General features: G+C 71.4%; 17 protein-coding genes. 11 read left to right on the top strand and 6 right to left on the bottom strand.

Annotated elements, in window-relative coordinates; genetic code table 11:
* Window positions 1-49: 49 nt before the first annotated feature.
* A complete protein-coding gene (locus AB0G50_RS07970; protein ID WP_360103543.1) occupies window positions 50-316 on the top strand; it encodes a hypothetical protein in 267 nt (88 codons plus the stop codon).
* Here AB0G50_RS07970 and AB0G50_RS07965 read toward each other — a convergent pair.
* On the bottom strand, window positions 232-2,286 hold the full coding sequence (locus AB0G50_RS07965) for a tetratricopeptide repeat protein (protein WP_360103541.1): 2,055 nt from the start codon (window positions 2,284-2,286) through the stop codon (window positions 232-234). The two genes, AB0G50_RS07970 and AB0G50_RS07965, sit on opposite strands and share 85 nt — an antisense overlap.
* A gap of 185 nt (window positions 2,287-2,471) precedes the next feature.
* Between AB0G50_RS07965 and AB0G50_RS07960 the strand changes: the two genes are divergently transcribed.
* The 5 genes from AB0G50_RS07960 to AB0G50_RS07940 all read left to right on the top strand — a co-directional run bounded on the left by AB0G50_RS07960 (window position 2,472) and on the right by AB0G50_RS07940 (window position 8,271).
* Window positions 2,472-3,881, top strand: coding sequence for a DUF1996 domain-containing protein (locus AB0G50_RS07960; RefSeq protein WP_360103539.1), 1,410 nt, complete (start codon window positions 2,472-2,474; stop codon window positions 3,879-3,881).
* A 451-nt stretch (window positions 3,882-4,332) separates the two neighbouring features.
* A complete protein-coding gene (locus tag AB0G50_RS07955; RefSeq protein ID WP_360103537.1) occupies window positions 4,333-6,843 on the top strand; it encodes a nitrate- and nitrite sensing domain-containing protein in 2,511 nt (836 codons plus the stop codon).
* Window positions 6,844-6,888: 45 nt separating this feature from the next.
* Complete coding sequence (locus tag AB0G50_RS07950; protein ID WP_360103535.1) at window positions 6,889-7,326, top strand: roadblock/LC7 domain-containing protein; 438 nt, start codon at window positions 6,889-6,891, stop codon at window positions 7,324-7,326.
* Window positions 7,326-7,697 (top strand): DUF742 domain-containing protein, encoded by a 372-nt coding sequence (locus AB0G50_RS07945; RefSeq protein WP_360103533.1) that lies wholly within the window; start codon window positions 7,326-7,328, stop codon window positions 7,695-7,697. The genes AB0G50_RS07950 and AB0G50_RS07945 overlap by 1 nt, the downstream gene beginning before the upstream one ends.
* Window positions 7,678-8,271 (top strand): ATP/GTP-binding protein, encoded by a 594-nt coding sequence (locus AB0G50_RS07940; protein ID WP_360103531.1) that lies wholly within the window; start codon window positions 7,678-7,680, stop codon window positions 8,269-8,271. Before AB0G50_RS07945 ends, AB0G50_RS07940 begins: the two co-directional genes overlap by 20 nt.
* On the opposite strand, the gene AB0G50_RS07935 is transcribed toward AB0G50_RS07940, so the two are convergent.
* The 5 genes from AB0G50_RS07935 to eat form a co-directional block, all read right to left on the bottom strand.
* Entirely contained in the window at window positions 8,268-9,635 is a 1,368-nt protein-coding gene (locus AB0G50_RS07935) for a tryptophanase (protein WP_360103529.1), read from the bottom strand. The genes AB0G50_RS07940 and AB0G50_RS07935 overlap by 4 nt on opposite strands.
* 9 nt (window positions 9,636-9,644) lie before the next feature.
* The gene (locus AB0G50_RS07930; protein WP_360103527.1) at window positions 9,645-10,739 is read right to left on the bottom strand and encodes a tryptophan dimethylallyltransferase family protein; all 1,095 of its coding nucleotides are present in this window, start codon (window positions 10,737-10,739) and stop codon (window positions 9,645-9,647) included.
* A 432-nt stretch (window positions 10,740-11,171) separates the two neighbouring features.
* Window positions 11,172-12,035, bottom strand: a complete 864-nt coding sequence (locus tag AB0G50_RS07925) for a 3-hydroxybutyryl-CoA dehydrogenase (protein WP_360103525.1) — start codon at window positions 12,033-12,035, stop codon at window positions 11,172-11,174.
* Window positions 12,036-12,227: 192 nt separating this feature from the next.
* Window positions 12,228-12,686 carry a CAP domain-containing protein gene (locus AB0G50_RS07920; RefSeq protein WP_360103523.1) on the bottom strand — a complete coding sequence of 153 codons (459 nt, stop codon included), beginning with the start codon at window positions 12,684-12,686 and terminating at the stop codon, window positions 12,228-12,230.
* Window positions 12,687-12,791: 105 nt separating this feature from the next.
* Window positions 12,792-14,207 (bottom strand): ethanolamine permease, encoded by a 1,416-nt coding sequence (gene eat, locus AB0G50_RS07915; protein WP_360103521.1) that lies wholly within the window; start codon window positions 14,205-14,207, stop codon window positions 12,792-12,794.
* 121 nt (window positions 14,208-14,328) lie between these two features.
* Here eat and AB0G50_RS07910 point away from each other — a divergent pair, with 121 nt between their 5' ends.
* From AB0G50_RS07910 to AB0G50_RS07890, 5 genes are read left to right on the top strand one after another with little or no spacing between them, the layout of a single operon-like run.
* Window positions 14,329-15,669: a glutamine synthetase family protein gene (locus AB0G50_RS07910; protein WP_360103924.1), complete on the top strand. Its 1,341-nt coding sequence runs from the start codon at window positions 14,329-14,331 to the stop codon at window positions 15,667-15,669.
* Window positions 15,650-16,378 carry a gamma-glutamyl-gamma-aminobutyrate hydrolase family protein gene (locus tag AB0G50_RS07905; RefSeq protein ID WP_360103519.1) on the top strand — a complete coding sequence of 243 codons (729 nt, stop codon included), beginning with the start codon at window positions 15,650-15,652 and terminating at the stop codon, window positions 16,376-16,378. The genes AB0G50_RS07910 and AB0G50_RS07905 overlap by 20 nt, the downstream gene beginning before the upstream one ends.
* Entirely contained in the window at window positions 16,375-17,733 is a 1,359-nt protein-coding gene (locus AB0G50_RS07900; RefSeq protein ID WP_360103517.1) for an aldehyde dehydrogenase family protein, read from the top strand. Before AB0G50_RS07905 ends, AB0G50_RS07900 begins: the two co-directional genes overlap by 4 nt.
* Window positions 17,734-17,744: 11 nt before the next feature.
* Window positions 17,745-18,512: a 3-oxoacyl-ACP reductase gene (locus tag AB0G50_RS07895; protein ID WP_360103515.1), complete on the top strand. Its 768-nt coding sequence runs from the start codon at window positions 17,745-17,747 to the stop codon at window positions 18,510-18,512.
* Window positions 18,509-19,210 carry a GntR family transcriptional regulator gene (locus AB0G50_RS07890; RefSeq protein WP_360103513.1) on the top strand — a complete coding sequence of 234 codons (702 nt, stop codon included), beginning with the start codon at window positions 18,509-18,511 and terminating at the stop codon, window positions 19,208-19,210. Before AB0G50_RS07895 ends, AB0G50_RS07890 begins: the two co-directional genes overlap by 4 nt.
* Window positions 19,211-19,409 lie beyond the last annotated feature (199 nt).

Here is a 19,409-nt window from a genome sequence, read left to right as displayed (position 1 = left end):
TCGGTCGAGGCCCGGTGCCCGGGTCGGTGCGGGTGCGGGCGGTGGCCGCGTGAGGGCGGCGGCCGGGTCGGGGCGCGGGGTGATCGTCGTGCTGGTGGTGGACGGGTTCGGGCCGGGGGTGCACCGGCTGGTCCTGGGCGACGGTGTCGGTCGGCCGGAGCACCTGGTGGTCGCGGAGGCCGGGTGGTGCGGTCGGCGGGCGCAGTTGGCGGACGTGGTGGTCGAGGGCGGTCAGCCCAGGGCGTCCCGCTTCGCGGTCATCGTGGCGGCCCTGGGGTTCCCGGCGTTCGCGAAGAGCCGGGCCGCCTCCTCGTAGTGCCCGCGCGCGGTGGCGGGGTCGCCGGACCGCTCGGCGACCTCGCCCAGCTCCGCCAGCGTTTCGGCCTCGTAGTGCGGCGAACCGGCCTGGCGCACCAGGCCCAGCGCCGTGCCGAGCGCGCTCCGGGCGTCGTCCCACTCACCGCGGCCCAACCGGATCCGGCCGATCGAGAACAGGCAGCGTGCCTGACCGATCCGGTCGCCGAGGCCCGCCATCGCGGTGCCGGCCGCGGTCAGCTCGGCGACCGCCTCGCCGATCCGACCCAGATCGCCCAACACCTCGCCGATCCGCCTGACGCACAACGCCTCCGCGCGCGGCGTGCCGATGTCCGCGCGGATCTCCCGCGCCCGGCGCAACCGGGTCAGCGCCGTGCCCGGGTCGCCCGAACCCTGTGCCACGCCGCCGAGTTCGGTCAGCGCCACCGCCTCGCCCTGCCGGTCGCCGTCCTGCTCGGCGATCTCCAGCGCCCGCGACCCCTCCCGCTCGGCCTCGGCGAACCGGCCGAGCACCGCGTAGGTGTAGGTCAACTGGGTGCGCAGCTTGGCCTCCGCCGGCCGGTTGCCCGCGCGCACCGCCGCCGGCACGCCCCACCGGTGCACGGCCAGCCAGTCGTCGTAGTGCCGCGCGTTGAGGAAGAAACCCCACAGCGCCTCGCAGAACTGCCACACCAGGTCGTCCCAGCGCCGCTCGTCGGCCACCCGGCAGCACTCGCGCAGGTTCGCCCGCTCGTCCTCCAACCAGGCCAACGCCTCGTGCCGGTCGGCGAAGGGCGCCGTCGGGTGCCGGAACCGGGGCCCGACCCGGTGCCTGGTCGGCCGCAGCACGACGTCCGCCGCGACCGCGCGGTCGAGGTACCAGTCCACCGCGCGGCGCACCGCGTCGTCCCGCTCGGCCGTCGAGTGCCAGTCGGCCTGCCGGCGCGCGTGCAGCCGCAGCAGGTCGTGGTAGCGGAACCGGTCGTCGGACACCTCGGTGAGCAGGTTGTTGTCGACCAGGTCGGCCAGCACCGGCTCGACCTCGTCCTCACCGGTGGTCGCGGCCGCCGCGTCCGGGCCGAACGAGGAACCCGGGTGCAGCGCGCACAACCGGTACACCCGCGCCTGGCGCTCGGACAGCCCGACGTAGGACATGTCGAGCACCGCCTCCACCGACACGCCGTCGTCCAGGGTCAGCGTCGCCAACCCCTCCGACCGCAGCGTGCCGACCTCCTTCGACAGCGTCCGGCGCGGCCGGGTGGCCAACCGCGCGCCCACCACGGACAGCGCGATCGGCAGTCCGCCGCACAGCGCGGCCAACTCCCGGGCCGCCTCCGGCTCGGAGATCACCCGCGACCCGACCGCGCGTTCCAGCAGTTCCAACGACGAGTCCTGGTCGAACGACTCGACCTCCACGAACCGCGCGCCGTCCGCCGCGAGCCCGCTCAGCCGCCACCGGCTCGTCACGACGACCGCGCTGCGCGGCGAGGTCGGCAGCAGCGGCCGCACCTGCGCCGCGCTCACCGCGCCGTCCAGCAGCAGCGCGATGCCGCGGTCCGCGGTGACGGTGCGGAACTCCGCCTGCCTCCGGGCCAGGCCGTGCGGGATGTCCGCCGCCGGCGTGCCGAACGCCAGCAGGAACCACTCCAGCACCTCCTCGGGCGTCGCGGGACCGTCGGGCGAGGCGAGGTCCACGTACAGCTGCCCGTCCGGGAACCGCGTCCGGGTGTTGTGCAGCCAGCGCGCCGCCAACGACGTCTTGCCCACCCCGCCCGCGCCGCTGACCACCGCGACCAGCGGCTCGTCGTCCGCGAGCCAGCCGTCCAGCGCGGCGAGCTCCCGACGCCTGCCGGAGAACAGCCGGGGCGCCGGCGGGAGTTGGTAGGGGACGGCGGTTTTCGCCGTCTGGTGGAAATGGACCGCTCCGACGCTGCCCGCCTGGACCACCGGTCCGTGGGTCGTGCCGGACATCGAGTTCCCGTCTGGACGCACGCGACACCCCTCCGCCGAAGGAAGCCTCCCAGAAAGATAGGGGGCGGTCGAGATAACGAAGAGGTAACGGTGAGGTCGCGGACCGGAAGCGATCCGTATGCCCCAGTGTCCACCGCACACCGGCGGACGCCGGTGCGAAGGCACCCGGCACGCCAGGCGCGTACCCACGACGAGGTGACACTTCCATGACGCGAAACCAGGGGCGGCACCGCTTCTCCCGGCGCACGAAGCTGACGGCCGGCGTTGCCGGGCTGGCGCTCACGATCGGCCTGGCCGTCGCGATCTCCACCACGGGCGACCAGGGCACGGCGCAGGCGGACGGGGCGGACAAATCCCTGTTCGTGGACATCACGAAGCAGAAGCGCAACGTGAACCCGCCGAAGAACCAGCGCGGCGCGTCCACCGGCACGTTCACGGTGGACTGCGGGCGCAACGAGAACGGGCACTTCAACCCGGACAACTTCATCGCGCAACCCGGCGTGCGCAACGGCGCCGAGCACCTGCACGACTACGTGGGCAACGAGTCCACCGACGCGGACTCCACGAACGAGAGCCTGCTGGCCGCCGACACCACGTGCCGCAACGGGGACCAGTCGGCCTACTTCTGGCCGGTGATCCGGATCGACCGCGACGACGAGGAGGAGGAGCCGGGCGAGCCGGCGAAGGCCGAGGTCGAGTGCCCGGACGTGAAGCGGGCGCTGCGCACCGTTCCGCAGCGGGCCCGGTCCGAAGTGGACCGGATCGTCAAGGAGATGCAGAAGCAGATCGACGACGCCAACGCCAAGCTGCGCAAGGTCGACGTGGACAACGCCGACGTGGTGCTCAAGCAGGTGCTGAACCCGTTGCGCAACCAGCGGTTCGCGTCGTTGCAGAAGATGGCGCAGGTGATCGACCGGTTCGGTCCGCGCCCGCGCGGGTTGCTGCGGCTCTCGCCGTGCACGGTCAAGGACGGCGACAAGGACGACGCGAAGGTGTCCGCCGAGCAGAAGGAGGCCGAGCCGGACGCGCCGGAGAAGGGCGAGGCGAAGTCCGCGAGCGACGAGAACGAGCTGCCCGGCAACGAGGGTGACATCCAGCGGCCGGAGAAGGTGGAGATCACCTTCCGCGGCAGCGCGGTCGGCAAGGTCACCGCGATGCCGCAGTTTCTCCGGGTCCTCTATGGAGACGCGAAGGCGTCCACCAACGGGCCGAAGAACGCCCGCAAGTCGTGGACCTGCGGTGGTTTCGAGGACAAGGTGCTGCTGGACAAGTACCCGATCTGCCCGCAGGGCAGCAAGGTCAAGCGGATCCACGACTTCAACGGGTGCTGGGACGGTCGCAACACCGACAGCGCCAACCACCGCGACCACATGCAGCCCGCCGACGCGAACGGCAAGTGCCCGCAGGGGTTCACCGCGGTGCCGCAGCTGCGCATCACGCTGACCTACGACATCCCGCGCGACGTGCAGGTGAACGGCCAGTACGCGGTGGACGCGTTCCCCCAGGAGAAGCACAACCCGCTGTCGGACCACGACGACTTCGCGAACGTGATGTCGGCGAAGATCATGGGCCGACTGGTGGAGTGCGTGAACTCCGGTCGGACCTGCCGCGAGTGAGCACCGGGGACGCCGGTTCGCGGCGTTCCCGGACACCCGTTCCCCGATCCGCCGCGCCGGACCGGGGAACGGGTGTGTCCGAACGGAGTCCGCGCGCTGTCCGACCGGAGCACCGCCGCGGGTCCGAGTGGCGGAGGGCGGAAAGTGGAGTGGTGCTCGGGTTTATCGGTTAAACCGGAAAGTGTTGCGAGGTGGGAAAGATCACGGTGAAGTCGCGGGTCCCACTTGGTGAAAGTTCTTGGTGGGTGGAAGGTCGGTTTGATCGGCCCTCTGGCTCCGGCGTCACTCGACTGGGTAACCTCATCGTCGCGTCGCGCGAGTGATCGCTGTCTCTTCGTAATGATGATCTTCGGGTGTTACCGTTCCGTCGCCGATCGGGTGAAGAAGAGACAGCTGTCCCTGTGCTGCGCGCCTGACCTGGCCACTGGAGTGATCGAGGCTGCGGAGCGCTGTGAAGCAGAAGAGCACCACGGAGACGAACTACAAGACGATCCGTTCCCGGCTGACGGGTGTCGTCGTCGTCCCCAGCATCGTCCTGCTCATCATGTGGGCCTTGTTCTCCTCGTACACCGTTTTCGACGGGTTCTACCTGCGTGCCGTGGCACAGGGCGTGAAGGACGCCTCGATCCCCGCCGTGCAGACGTTCGCCGCGCTCCAGAAGGAACGCGAGCTGAGCATGACCACGCTGAGCCAGCCCGGCACCGCCACGTCCGACCTGCGCGCGCAGCAGTTGGCCACCGACCGCGCCGTGCAGTCGATGCGCACGGCATTCGGCGACGTGGCCTCGCAGGCGCCGCAGGAGATCGTCGACAAGATCAACGCGTTGAACGCGCTGCTGGACCAACTGCCGCAGAAGCGGTCGCAGTTGGAATCGGACAGGTCTTCCAAAGCCGACGTCTACACGTATTACAACAGCGTTCTCGACGCCGGTGACGCGTTGTTCAACGTTCAGGCCCGCGTGGTGCCCGACGCGGAGTCCATGCAGGGCGCGATCACCTCCACCGAGTACTTCAAGGCCGCCGACTGGATGTCCCGCGCGACCTCGCTCGCGTCCAGCGCGCTGGCCGCCGGCTCGTTCACGGACAAGGAGCACGTGGAGTTCGCCGGGCTCGTCGGCGCCTACCACGCGTCCTACGACTCGATCGCGCCCTACGCCCGGCCCGAGGTGCGCGACCACTACAAGTTCATGACCGAGGGCGACAACTGGCGCAAGCTGGTCGCGTTCGAGGGCAGGCTGATCGGCAACGGCGACCGCCCGGCCAACGCCGGCACGCTCGCCGAGTGGCAGGCCATCAGCGGCCCGATCTCCACCGAGCTGACCGCGCTGGTGGACGAGCAGGCCTCGGGCGCCGTCAAGATCACCATGGCGCGCGGCGAGAGCAAGTTCCGCAGCGTGCTCGTCGGCAGCCTGATCGCGCTGCTCGCGGTGATCATCGGCATCCTGATCGCGGTCCGCACGTCCAACCGGCTGGTGAACCGGGCGCTGATCACCCGCCTGGCCGCGTTGAAGAAGGACTCGCTGACCCTGGCGCACGAGCGGCTGCCCGACATCGTGGACCGGCTCCGCGAGGGCAAGCACGTCGACGTCGAGGTCGAGGTGCCGCCGCTGGACTACGGCAGCGACGAGATCGGGCAGGTGGCCGACGCGTTCAACGCCGCCCAGTACACCGCCGTCGCCGCCGCGGTGAAGGAGAGCCAGGCGCGCGAGGGCGTGAACCGGGTCTTCCTCGACATCGCGCACCGCAACCAGGGCCTGGTGCACCGCCAGCTCAAGATCCTGGACAAGCTGGAGCGCGAGGAGGAGAACCCCGAGCAGCTCGACGCGCTGTTCCAGCTCGACCACCTGGCCACCCGGGCCCGCCGCAACGCGGAGAACCTGATCATCCTGGCCGGCGAGCAGCCGGGCCGGCAGTGGCGCAAACCCGTGCGGCTGCTGGACGTGCTGCGCGCCGCGGTCGCCGAGACCGAGCAGTACGTGCGGGTCAAGGTGAACCCGGTGCCCGACACCGCGCTGGTCGGCGCGGCCGTCGCGGACACCATCCACCTCGTCGCCGAGCTGGTCGACAACGCGACCGCGTTCTCCTCGCCGCGCTCCCAGGTGCAGGTGCACGCGAGCGAGGTGCCGCAGGGCGTCGTGGTGGAGATCGAGGACCACGGCCTCGGCATCAACCCGGAGGACCGCGAGCAGCACAACGCGATGCTCGCCGACCCGCCCGAGTTCGACGCCATGAGGCTGCGCGGCGAGTCGCGCCTCGGCCTGTTCGTGGTGGCCCGGCTGGCCGCCCGCCGCGGCATCCACGTGGAGCTGCGCGAGTCGCCCTACGGCGGCACCCTCGCGCTGGTCCTCATCCCGTCGGCGATCGTCGCCGGTGCGGCCACCCCGGTCGAACCCGCCGAAACCCGGCAACTGCCCCGCCGCACCTTCCCCGAAGACCACGCGATCCCGGAGCAGGGCGACGACTCAGTGCACGAGGCCAGGTTTCCCGACACCTCCCGAGAGCTCGAAGGGTTCTGGGCACAGGCGGAGGCGGCCGCCAACCAGGGGGTCAACGGTCATCATCCCGCTGCCCCGGAAGAGCGACTGAGCGGTGGGCTCGACCTGCCGCCGGTGCGCGGCGGCGGCCTCGACGTGCCGCTCGGCGACCCGGACCTGCCCCAGCACAGCGGTGACCTCGCGCTGCCCCAGCGCAAGCGGACCCCTCCACCGGAACCGGTGGCCAAACCGGCGAAAGCCGCCAAGGCCACCAAGGCGGGCACCTCCGCCGACCGCCCGGAGCTGCCCCGACGGCGGCGCCAGCAGAACCTGGCCCCGCAGTTGGTGCGCAACGATTTCCAGCCTTCGCCCGAGTCGCCGGCCGAGGTCGACCCCGAGCAGTCCGCCGAGAAGGCCCGCAAGGGTTTGTCGGCGTTCCAGCGGGGCACACGTGACGCTCGCAGGACAAGTGACGACCTCGAACCCTGACCAGCACTCTGGCCGACGCGCAGGAAACCGGAAAGGCAAACGGCGATGAACGACATGACCAGCCAGCACAACGAACTGAACTGGTTGTTGGAGGACCTGGTCGGCCGCGTGGTCGGTGCCCGGCACGCGGTGGTGCTCTCCGCGGACGGCCTGCTGCTCGGGCGCTCGCCCGGACTGTCCAAGGACGACTCGGACCACCTGTCGGCGATGGCCTCGGCGTTCCAGAGCCTCGCCCGCGGCACGGGGCGGCACTTCGGCGGCGGCCAGGTGCGGCAGACCATCGTGGAGATGGAGCACGCCTACCTCTTCGTCACCGCGGCCGGGCACGGCGCGTGCCTCGCGGTGCTGGGCGAAGAGGACTCCGACATGGGCATGATCGCCTACGAGATGAACATGCTCGTGAAGCGGGTCGGCACCTACCTGTCCTCCGCACCGCGCGGCACCGGGACGGCCAGTCTGCCCGCGGCGCGCAGGTCGTCCTGATGGCCGGCCGCGAGGACTGGTGGTACGACGAGGCGGCCGGGCCCCTCGTCCGCCCGTACGCGATGGTGCGCGGCCGGACCCGTCCGCTGCGCCCCGAGCTGCACCTGGTCACCCAGGTCCGCGCCATGCCGTCGCCGTCCGACCCGGACGCGCTGTCGGTGGAGCACCTGGAGATCATGGAGCTGTGCCGGCGTCCGCTGTCCGTCGCGGAGGTCGCGGCCTACCTCGACGTGCCGCTCGTGGTCGTCAAGGTGCTGCTGAGCGACCTCATCCAGCGCGGTGACGTCGTGATCCGAGACCCTTCCCGAGTCCCGCAGGTGCCGGACCGGAACCTGCTGCAAGCCGTGCTGGATGGTGTCCGTGGAATCTGAGCGGCCGGGCGGGGAACTGCTCGTCCCCACCCCAGTCAAGATCGTCATCGCCGGTGGCTTCGGCACCGGCAAGACGACGATGGTCAACTCCGTCAGCGAGATACCACCGCTGCACACCGAGGAGCTGCTGACCGAGGCGGGCGTCGGCGTCGACGACGTCGTCGGGCTGGACAACAAGGAGACGACCACCGTCGCCCTGGACTTCGGGCGGATCACGATCAACCCCGAGGTCGTGCTGTACCTGTTCGGCACGCCCGGCCAGAACCGCTTCTGGTTCATGTGGGACGAGCTGGCCTACGGCGCGATCGGCGCGGTGATCCTGGTCGACACCCGGAGGCTCGACTCGAGCTTCCCGTCGATCGACTTCTTCGAGCGGCGCGGCATCCCGTTCATCATCGCGGTGAACTGCTTCGAGGGCGCGCACCTCTACCAGGCGGACGAGGTGCGGCGCGCGCTCGACGTGGACGCGGCGATCCCGCTCGTGCTGTGCGACGCGCGGGACCGCGAGTCGGCCAAGACGGTCCTGGTGAGCCTGATCCAGCACACCATGGACCGCCTGGACGCGATGGCCTAGCCGACCGGGGCCAACCGGCAGTTGAAGTGCCGCAACAGCGCGGGCGCCTCGACCAGCCGGTACCCCGGCACCCGCTCCGGGTCGCGCGCGATCTCCGCGATGACCTCGCCCACGTACTCCAGGTGGCTCTGCGTGTACACCCGGCGCGGGATGGCCAGGCGCACCAGCTCGTAGGGCGCGGGCTTGAGCAGCTCGCCCGCCTCGTCCACCTCGCCGAGGTAGAGCGAGCCCAGCTCCGCGCACCGGATGCCGCCCGCGAGGTACAGCTCGGTCGCCAGCGCGAAGCCGGGGAACCGGGACGGCGGCAGGTGGGGCAGCAGGCGCCCGGCGTTCAGGTACACCGCGTGCACCCCGGTCGGCCGCACGCTGGACACCCCGGCCGCCTCCGCGAGGTCCGCCACGTGGCGGGTCGCGTCGGCCCGGGCGCGCAGGTACTCCGGCTCGGTGACCTCGAGCAGGCCCTGCGCGAGCATCTCCAGGTTGCCGCCGGACAGGCCGCCGTAGGTGCGGAAGCCCTCGGTGGCGATGAGGATCAGCTCGCACCGCTGCGCGAGTTCCGGGTCCCGGATCCCGAGCAGCCCGCCGATGTGGACGATCGCGTCCTTCTTCAGGCTGGCCACGCAGCCGTCCGCGAGGGCGAACGCCAGCTCGGCCACCTGGCGGGGCGTGTGGTCGGCGTAGCCGGGCTCCCGCTGCGTCACCAGCCACGCGTTCTCCGCGAACCGGGCCGCGTCCAGGAAGAACGGCACGCCGTGCCGCCGGGCCAGCGCGCCCGCCGCCGCCAGGTTCGCCATGGACACCGGCTGGCCGCCGCCGCCGTTGTTCGTGATGGTCATCAGCACCAAACCGACGTCCTGCGGTCCGGTCAGGACCGACTCCAGCGCGTCGAGGTCGATGTCCCCTTTGAACGGCGCGTCGTCGTCGAGGTCCTTGGCCTCCCGGCACGGCAGGTCCAACGCCTTGCAGCCCAACAACTCCACGTTGGCCCGCGTGGTGTCGAAGTGGGTGTTGCTCACCACCGTCTGCCCGGGCTTGAGCAGCGCGGTGAACAGGATCCGCTCGGCGGCCCGACCCTGGTGCACGGGGTAGACGTGCGGGTAGCCGGTGAGCCCGTCCACCACGTCGCGGAACCGGTGGAACGAGCGGGCGCCGGCGTAGGACTCGTCGCCGCGCAACCCGGCGGACTGCTGCTCGGCGGACAGCGCGCCGGTGCCCGAGTCGCTCAGCAGGTCGATCGTGACGTCGGCGGCGTCGAGGTTGAACGGGTTGTACCCGGCGGCCTCCAGGGCGCGCACCCGGTGCTCGCGGGTGGTGATCGGGATCGGCTCCACGACCTTGATGCGGTACGGCTCCATCAGGGGCATGAGACTCCTTTAGCCGGCCAGGCTGATCGGGCGGGTCGGGGCGACGTCGTAGGCCTCGGACGAGAGGTAGACGGTGATGCCGGGACGCGGGCGGCCCATGCGCAGCGACACGTGCGCGATCAGGCCGGAACCCTCGTGCAGCGGCCGTCGGGTGAGCACCCGCAGCGCGTCGTCGAACGGCTCGCTGTCGAGCCGGTACTTGGCCATGACCTCCAGCACCCGCTCGCGCGCCTCCGCGTCGTCGGACACGTAGTCCCGGATCGGCACGTAGAGCGAATAGCCGCTCGGCGCGTCCACGTCGCCGTCCAGGAACGTGTAGCTGGAAATCAACGGCCGGCCGTCGAAGGTCCCGGTGCTGCCGCCGGTGAGCAGGCAGAAATCGGGCACCCGGTCCACGTCCACCCCCACCGCGGCGCTCGCCGCGCGTGTGACATCGGCAACATCCGCCGAGTGGTGGGACACGTAGACCTTGACGCGCGCCCGTCCGCGCTCCACCAGGTCCAACGCGAAGAAGGAATACCGGTCCAACCCCGGCCGGGTCACCGCGCGTTCCCGCAAAATGCGGAATCCGGCCCCGAAACCCGTCCGCTGGAGCCCTTCCCGGACCAACCAGCCGGCGCTCTTCCGACCCTGCACTTCCGGGTTGAAGTACACCTTCACGGCGGGTGCACCGTCCGGCCGGAACACCAGTGAATACCAGAAGGTGAAATCGTGTTCCGGGTGTTCCGGTAGGAACAGGTCGCGCACCGAGTCGAACCGCGAGCGGTCCAGCGGTACGCGCGCGCCGAGCCGGTCGAGGGCCGCCAGTGCCTCCGCGGTGTTGGCCCGTCGGGACGGTCCGGCGGCGACCGGCTCCACAATGGTCCGTACCACGGGCGCCTCACCTGCGGCGAAGGCGGTGGAGAACTCCACGGGCGTGTGGTCGTCGGCCACGTCGGACGGCCACGCCGGCCGACCGGAAATGGACCTGCGGCCGCCGGCCCCGAGCGCGTCGGCCAGTAAGCCGGTAGTTTCGCCGGGAGTACCAGGGATGCCCATGGAATGCAGCAGCGCGGTGAGCTGGCGGCCTGTGAAATCACATATGGAAACGTCCTGAGCGTCCAAGGCGGGGTTCTCCTCGTGGGGTGCGAACCGAAAGTTACGCGACGCGAAGCTTTTCTGTCCACCGGGGGACCGCTACGTGATGTAGGGCACTCTAAAGGCTGGTCACGGCTTCTGTCGATCAGCCCACACGAGGTTGACACCGGTAACCGAAGCTGCTCCGAACGGCCGCTTGACGCGGCGTTTCGTCAGTCTTTCGCAGCAATGTCCGAGGTGCCTTCGGCAACGGAACGTATTTATTGGGCCTGCGGCTCCGGTCGGGTATTCTCGGAGCTTTTTGAGGGGTCATTCAAGACGGCTGTGTGAAATGTTGTGCGTCCCATTGTGTAGCGATCCGCCACATCGTGTGCTAAACGAGCCGGCCCCGCCGCGACGCGCGGACGGGGCCGGTGGCGCCGGGCGCGCCACGCTCGGTGGCGGCGCGCCCGGGTCGGATCACTTGGCGTAGTCGTGGAACCCGCGACCGCTCTTCTTGCCCAGCAGGCCCGCGTCCACCATGCGCAGCAGCAGCGGCGGAGGGGAGTACAGCGGCTCCTTGAACTCGTCGTACAGCGACTCCGCGATCGCCTTGGTGGTGTCCAGTCCGATGAGGTCGGCCAGCCGCAGCGGTCCCATCGGGTGCGCGCAGCCGAGCACCATGCCGTTGTCGATGTCGTCGGCACTGGCGAACCCGGACTCCAGCATCCGGATGGACGACAGCAGGTAGGGGATCAGCAGGGCGTTCACCACGAACCCGGCCCGGTCCTGCGACCGGATGACCTCCTTGCCGAGCGGGCCGGTCACGAACTCCTCGGCGCGCACGCGGGTCTGCTCGCCGGTCAGCAGCGAGGGCACGATCTCGACCAGCCTCAGCACCGGCACGGGGTTGAAGAAGTGCACCCCGACCACCTGCTCGGGCCGGCTGGTCGCCATGCCCAGCTTCATGATCGGGATGGACGAGGTGTTCGACGCGAAGATCGCCCGGGGATCCTCGACGATCTTGTCCAGCGCCGCGAACACCTCGGTCTTGACCTGCTCGATCTCCGCGACCGCCTCCACGACCAGGTTCCGGTCGGCGAGGTCGGCGAGGTCGGTGGTGAACCGGAGGCGCCCGAGTGCGGCGTCCCGGTCCTCGGCGCTCAGCTTGCCGCTGCGCACGCCCCGGCCGAGCGACGAGGCGATCCGCCCGCGCGCGGCCTCGGCGGCGTCCGGGCTGACCTCCGCGATCACCACGTCCAGCCCGGCACGGGCGCAGACCTCGGCGATCCCGGAGCCCATCAGCCCGGACCCCACCACTCCAACACGTTGAATGTCACTCACGCCCCGATCCTGCCAGGGCGGCGCCCACCGGGCACGACCCCGCCGGCGGGCACGTTCGGTGATCGCTCGGGCACCCGTCGCGCCGGGCCCGGTCGCGCCCACCGCCGATCCACAGTGGAGGGACGGTCCCCCGGGGGCGCGGAGGGCGCGGCGGCTCGCCGGTGGGGTCGCCGCGCCGGTCTTCGCGAAGGGTCACATGGTGCCGAAGTTCTGGGTCCAGTAGACCTTCTTCTTGGCGTCCAGCGCGTAGCCGACGCCCAGTTCCCGGAAGCCGCAGTTGAGGATGTTCGCCCGGTGCACGGGGCTGTTCATCCACGCCGTCACCACGGCCGCCGCGTCCTTCTGGCCGAAGGCGATGTTCTCGCCGGCCATCTTCCACTTGTAGCCCGCCGCGTCGATGCGCTGCGACGGCGTCGAGTCGTTCAGGCCGGTGTGGTTCATGTTGCCGTTCTGGGCCATCCACGTGGTGTGCCCCTGCGCCGAGTTCTCCAGGAGCTTGTTGTACTTGAGCTCGGGGCACTTGTTGGCCACGCGCTCCTTGTTCGTCAGGGTGAGGACGTCCTCCTGCTGGGTCGGTGCCGCGTGGGCGGTACCCGTCGCGGTGAGCAGTGCCGCGACGGCCACACCGGCCGCGAACATCCTTGGTGTCATGGCTTGCCTCCGGTTCCGCTGGCGCCCGTGCTCCGAGGGTTCCCACTCGGGACCGATTCGTCCTGTCACGATCGGCTGAAGTTCTCGACTACCCGACGTAGCCGGTCAGGACAGGTCCTCCTCGGCGCGGGCGATCGCCGCGAACTCCTCCTCGGGCGCGGCGCCCACCAGGTGGTGCCGGCTGTGGAACCAGAAGTAGGCCAGGGCGACCACCACGATCCCGGCGGTGATGCCGGCCGCGAGCCGGTCGACGACGAACGTCGCCACGACCGCCGCCACCGCGAGCACGAGCGCGACCGACGTGGTGACCGCGCCGCCGGGCGTCCGGTACGGGCGCTCCAGGTCGGGCTCGCGGATCCGCAGCACGACGTGCGACACCATCATCAGCACGTACGACAGCGCCGCCCCGAACACCGCGATGTCGATCAGCAGCGCGCCGTCCCGGGTCGCCGCGGCCAGCACGAACCCGATCGCGCCGGGCACGATCAGCGCGAGGTACGGCGTCCTGCGCCGCCCGGTGCGGGAGAGCAGGCGAGGCAGGTACCCGGCGCGGGACAGCGCGAACAGCTGGCGCGAGTAGGCGAAGATGATCGAGAAGAAGCTGGCGACCAACCCGGCCAGGCCCACGTAGTTCACCACCCGGGCGAGCACCGTGTCACCGCCGTAGGCCGCGCGCAGGGCCGCCGGCAGCGGGTTGTCCGACGCCCTCAGCGCCTCCGCGCCCGCGCCGCCCGGCGCCAGCACCAGGATCGCCGCCGCGAACAGCAGCAGCACCAGCATCGCGGCCAGGATGCCGCGCGGCATGTCCCGGCGCGGGTCGCGCGCCTCCTCGGCGGCCAGCGGAACCCCCTCCACCGCCAGGAAGAACCAGATCCCGTACACCAGCGCCCCGAGCACGCCCGCGAAGCCGAACGGCAGGAAGCCGCCGCCCTCGGCGAGGTCGAACAGCCGGCCGGGGGAGAACCGGGGGATCATCCCGACCACGAACGCGAGCAGGGCGGCCACCGCGACACCGGTGATCACCGCCATCAGCCGCAGCGCCTCGCCGACGCCGTAGAGGTGCACCCCGACGAAGATCGCGAAGCAGGCCAGGTACACCGGCCACGAGTTGGTCAGCCCGAACAGGCCGAGCGTCTCCACGTACCCGCCGATGAACACCGCGATGGCGGCCGGCGCGATGGCGTACTCGATCAGGATCGCGACACCGGTGGCGAACCCGCCGAGCGGACCGAGCGCGCGGCGGGCGAACCCGTACCCGGCGCCCGCGACGGGCAGCGCGGCGGCGAGTTCGGCCAGTCCGAACACCATGCAGGTGTACATCGTCGCCATGAGCGCCGTCGCGATCAGCAGGCCGCCCCAACCCCCTTGCGCGAGCCCGAAGTTCCACCCCGCGAAGTCGCCGGAGATCACGTAGGACACGCCGAGCCCGGCCAGCAGGACCCACCCCGCCGCCCCGCGCTTGAGCCGCCGCCGCTCCAGGTAGTCGCCACTCACGTGCTCGTACTCGACGTGGTCGGGCATGTGCGCTCCCCAATGGGTTGATCGCGCTCCTTTGCCGGCCGAACGAGAGTGGCGTGGTTCACACGGTGGTGTCAAGATGGTGTGCCCAATGGCTCGCTGTCATACCTTTGGAGGCATGTCGATGCTCACCGTCGAGGAACTGCGCGAGCTGGTCGACACCGGTGAGGTGGATACCGTCCTGGTGGCGCTCACCGACATGCAGGGCAGGCTCCAGGGCAAGCGCTGCGCGGGCAGGCACTTCGTGGACGAGGTGCTCGCGCACGGCGCGGAGGGCTGCGCCTACCTGCTCGCGGTCGACGTCGACATGAACACCGTCCCCGGCTACGCGATGTCCTCCTGGGACACCGGCTACGGCGACTTCGTGCTGCGCCCGGACCTGGCCACGCTGCGCCGGATCCCCTGGCAACCCGGCACCGCGCTCGTGCTGTGCGACCTGGAGTGGGAGGACGGCACCCCGGTCGTCGCCTCGCCCCGGCAGATCCTGCGCCGCCAGCTCGACCGGCTCGCCGAGCGCGGGCTGGCTGCGTACGTCGGCACCGAGCTCGAGTTCATCCTCTTCGACGACACCTACGAGCAGGCCTGGGACCGCGGCTACCGCGGCCTCACCCCGGCCAACCGGTACAACGTCGACTACTCGCTGCTGGGCACCGGCCGGGTCGAGCCGGTGCTGCGCGACATCCGCAACCACCTGGCGGGCGCGGGCCTCGAGGTCGAGTCGGCCAAGGGCGAGTGCAACCCCGGTCAGCACGAGATCGCGTTCCGCTACACCGAGGCGCTCGCCACGTGCGACAACCACAGCGTCTACAAGACCGGCGCCAAGGAGATCGCGGCGCTGCACGGCAAGTCGTTGACCTTCATGGCGAAGTACAACGAGCGCGAGGGCAACTCGTGCCACGTCCACCTGTCGCTGCGCTCGACCGACGGCGAGCCGGTGTTCGCGCGGGACCACGGCATGTCCGAGCTGATGCGCCAGTTCCTCGCGGGCCAACTGGCGGGTCTGCGCGAGCTGACCTACCTCCTCGCGCCGAACATCAACTCCTACAAGCGCTTCGCGGCCGGCAGCTTCGCGCCCACGGCCGTGGCCTGGGGCCGGGACAACCGCACCTGCGCGCTGCGCGTCGTCGGCCACGGCGAGTCGCTGCGCTTCGAGAACCGGGTGCCCGGCGGCGACGTGAACCCGTACCTGGCGGTCGCCGCGCTGATCGCGGCCGGCCTGCACGGCGTGGAGAACGAACTGGCGCTGGAGGACGAGTTCACCGGCAACGCCTACGACTCGGACCGGCCGCGGGTGCCCGCCACCCTCCGCGACGCCGCCGCGCTGTTCGAGGGCAGCGCGATCGCCCGGGAGGCGTTCGGCCAGGACGTGGTGGACCACTACCTCAACGCGGCCCGGGTGGAAGTGGCCGCGTACGACTCGACCGTGACGGACTGGGAGCGCACGCGTGGTTTCGAACGGCTCTAGACCGCTCGTCGGCGTCACCACCTACCTGGAGCGCACCAGGTTCGGGGTGTGGGACGTCGAGGCGGCCGTGCTGCACCGCGACTACCTGGACTCGGTGGTCCGGGCGGGCGGCAACCCGGTGCTGCTGCCACCGGTCGGCGCCTGGGACGTGGACAGCATCGCGTTCCTGGATGCCCTGGTGCTCGCGGGCGGCGCGGACGTCGACCCCGCGCTGTACGGCCAGGAGCGCGACGAGCGCACCGGTCCGCCGCACGCCGCGCGGGACGCCGCCGAGCTGGCCCTGACCCGGGCCGCGCTCGAGCTCGACCTGCCGGTGCTGGCCGTGTGCCGGGGCATGCAGATGCTCAACATCGCGCTCGGCGGCACGCTGCGCCAGCACGTCGACGGCCACAACCCGGCTCCCGCGGTGTTCCAGCACACCGGGATGGTGATCGCCCCGGGCACCGCGCTGTCGTCGGTCGTGGGCCCGGCGACGACCGTGCACTGCCACCACCACCAGGCCCTCGACCTGCTGGGCGACGGCCTGCGGGTGGTCGGTTGGGCGCCGGACGGCGTGGTGGAGGCCGTCGAGCTGCCCGGCGCGCGGTTCGTGCTGGGCGTGCAGTCGCACCCCGAGGCGGACACCGAGGACGACCGACTGTTCGCCGCGCTGGTCGCGGCGACGAGGAACCAGGGGAGTGCCGGCGTGGGACGAGGGGTGTCGCGGTGAGCGCGCACGACGTGATCGACCCGGCCACCGGGCAGGTGGTGCGGCAGGTGGAGTTCACCTCGCTCGAGGAGACCGACGCGGCGATCGCGCGGGCGCACGCCGCGCTGCCCGCGTGGCGCGCGGTGGCGCCGGGCGACCGGGCGCGGCTGCTGCGCCGCTTCGCCGAGGCGGTGGACGGCGCGGTGGCGGAGTTGGCCGCGTTGGAGGTGCTCAACTCCGGCCACACGATCGGCAACGCCCGCTGGGAGGCGGGCAACGTCCGCGACGTGCTGAACTACTACTCGGCCACGCCGGAACGCCTGTTCGGCAGGCAGATCCCGGTGCCGGGCGGCCTCGACGTGACCTTCCACGAGCCGCTGGGCGTGGTCGGCGTGATCGTGCCGTGGAACTTCCCGATGCCCGTCGCCGGCTGGGGTTTCGCGCCCGCGCTCGCGGCGGGCAACACCGTGGTGGTCAAACCCGCCGAGGCCACCCCGCTCACCGCGCTGCGGCTGGCCGGGTTGGCCCGCGAGGCGGGCATCCCCGAGGACGTCTTCCAGGTGCTGCCCGGCCGCGGCGACGTGGTGGGGTGGCGGTTCGTCACGAACCCGTTGGTGCGCAAGGTGGTCTTCACCGGGTCCACGGCGGTGGGCAAGAGGATCATGGCGGGCTGCGCGGACCAGGTGAAGCGGGTGACGTTGGAGCTGGGCGGCAAGAGCGCCAACGTGGTGTTCGCCGACGCGGACCTGGAGCAGGCCGCCGCGACCGCGCCGTACGGGGTGTTCGACAACGCGGGCCAGGACTGCTGCGCGCGGTCCCGGATCCTGGTGCAGGCCTCGGTCTACGACCGGTTCATGGAGCTGCTGGAACCGGCGGTCAAGGGCGTCGTGGTCGGCGACCCGGGCGACGAGGCGACCGAGATGGGCCCGCTGATCTCCGCCGCCCACCGGGAGAAGGTGGCCTCCTTCGTGCCGGCCGACGCGCCGGTGGCGTTCCGCGGCAGCGCGCCGGACGGACCCGGCTTCTGGTTCCCGCCGACCGTGCTCGCGCCGGTGGCGCCGACCGACCGGGCGGCCCGCGAGGAGATCTTCGGGCCGGTGGTGGCCGTGCTGCCGTTCACCGACGAGGAGGACGCGGTGCGGCTGGCCAACGACAGCGACTACGGGCTGTCGGGCTCGATCTGGACCCGCGACGTCGGCCGGGCGCTGCGCGTGGCGCGCGCGGTCGACGCCGGGAACCTGTCGGTCAACTCGCACTCGTCGGTGCGGTTCTGGACGCCGTTCGGCGGCTACAAGCAGTCCGGGCTCGGCCGGGAACTCGGTCCGGACGCGCCCGACTCGTTCACCGAGACCAAGAACGTCTTCATCGCGCACTGATTGGGAGAGCAATGGTTCAGCGACTTGAGGGCCGCGTCGCCGTCGTGACCGGTGGTGGCAGCGGCATCGGGCTGGCCTCGGTCCGCCGGTTGGCGAGCGAGGGCGCGCGGGTGGTCGTCGCGGACGTCGACGCGACGTCCGGCGCGGCGGCGGCGTCCGAAGTGGACGGTCTGTTCGTCCAGGTCGACGTGACCGACGAGGAGCAGGTGCGCGCGCTGTTCCAGACCACCGCGGACACCTACGGCTCGGTGGACGTGGCGTTCAACAACGCCGGGATCTCGCCGCCCGAGGACGACTCGATCCTCACCACCGGCATCGAGGCGTGGGAACGGGTGCAGAAGGTCAACCTGACCTCGGTCTACCTGTGCTGCAAGTACGCCATCCCGCACATGCTGGAGCGCGGCCGCGGCTCGGTGATCAACACCGCGTCGTTCGTGGCGACCATGGGCGCCGCCACGTCGCAGATCTCCTACACCGCCTCGAAGGGCGGCGTGCTGGCGATGAGCCGGGAGCTGGGCGTGCAGTTCGCGCGGCAGGGCGTGCGGGTCAACGCCCTCTCGCCCGGACCGGTCAACACCCCGCTGCTGCGCGAGCTGTTCGCCAAGGACCCGGAGCGCGCCGCGCGCCGGCTGGTGCACGTGCCGCTGGGCCGGTTCGCCGAACCCGAGGAGATCGCCGCCGCGGTGGCGTTCCTGGCCAGTGACGACTCGTCGTTCGTGACCGCGTCCAACTTCCTGGTGGACGGCGGTATCGCCGGCGCCTACGTGACCCCGCTGTGATACCCCTCCGCGACGCGTTGTTCCGCCCGGTCCGGGCGGGCAACGCGTTCGAGGAGACCGTGGAGCGCCTCCTCCAGTCCATCCGGCTCGGCGTCGTGCCGCCGGGGGAGCGGCTGCCCGCCGAGCGCGACCTGGCGGGTCGGCTCGGGGTGAGCCGGGTGACGCTGCGCGAGGCCATCAGGTCGTTGCAGGACGCGGGGTACGTCGAGTCCCGCCGCGGTCGCTACGGCGGCACGTTCGTCACCGCCGTGCCACCCGCCGCCGCGCCCGGTCGACCGCCGGTGGCGGCGGACCTGCCGGACGCGCTGACGCTGCGCGCGGTGCTGGAGACCGGCGCCGCCGAGTGCGCCGCGTCCCGCCCGCTGGGCGCCGCCGAACGCCGTGATCTCCGCGCCCGCCTGGACGACTGCGCCTCGGCGCCGCTCGCGGAGTACCGCCGCAAGGACTCCCGCCTGCACCTGGCGATCGCGGAGGCGGCCGGCTCGACCTCGCTGACGGCCGCGATCGCCGACGCGCGGACCCGGGTCAACGCACTGCTCGACCGCATCCCGTTGCTGCCGCCCAACCTGGCGCACTCCAACGAGCAGCACGCCCGGATCGTGGCCCACATCCTGGACGGCGACGCCGAGTCCGCGCGCCGCGCGATGGCCGAACACCTCGACGGCACGGCTTCGCTGCTGCGCGGTTTCCTGGCTTAGCGAAGGGCTTTCCGCACGCCGTTGGGCGGATTTCCCCGGCTGGGCGGGTCTTCGCCGGCGGTGAGCGGCGAAACCGCCGTGCGCCAAGGTGTTGGGGCGGCGGCGACCGGACACCCCCGCCCGCCGGCCGGTACAACGGGTGGGTGTTGGGCGGAACGAAGCCGTGCGTGGAGACGACGGTGCCCGACGGGGCGGGCAG

Source organism: Actinosynnema sp. NPDC020468, from assembly GCF_040642015.1.
Lineage (GTDB): Bacteria > Actinomycetota > Actinomycetes > Mycobacteriales > Pseudonocardiaceae > Actinosynnema.
The sequence above is the reverse complement of the archived record's forward strand: the minus strand, read 5'-3'. Positions and strand labels throughout refer to the sequence as shown.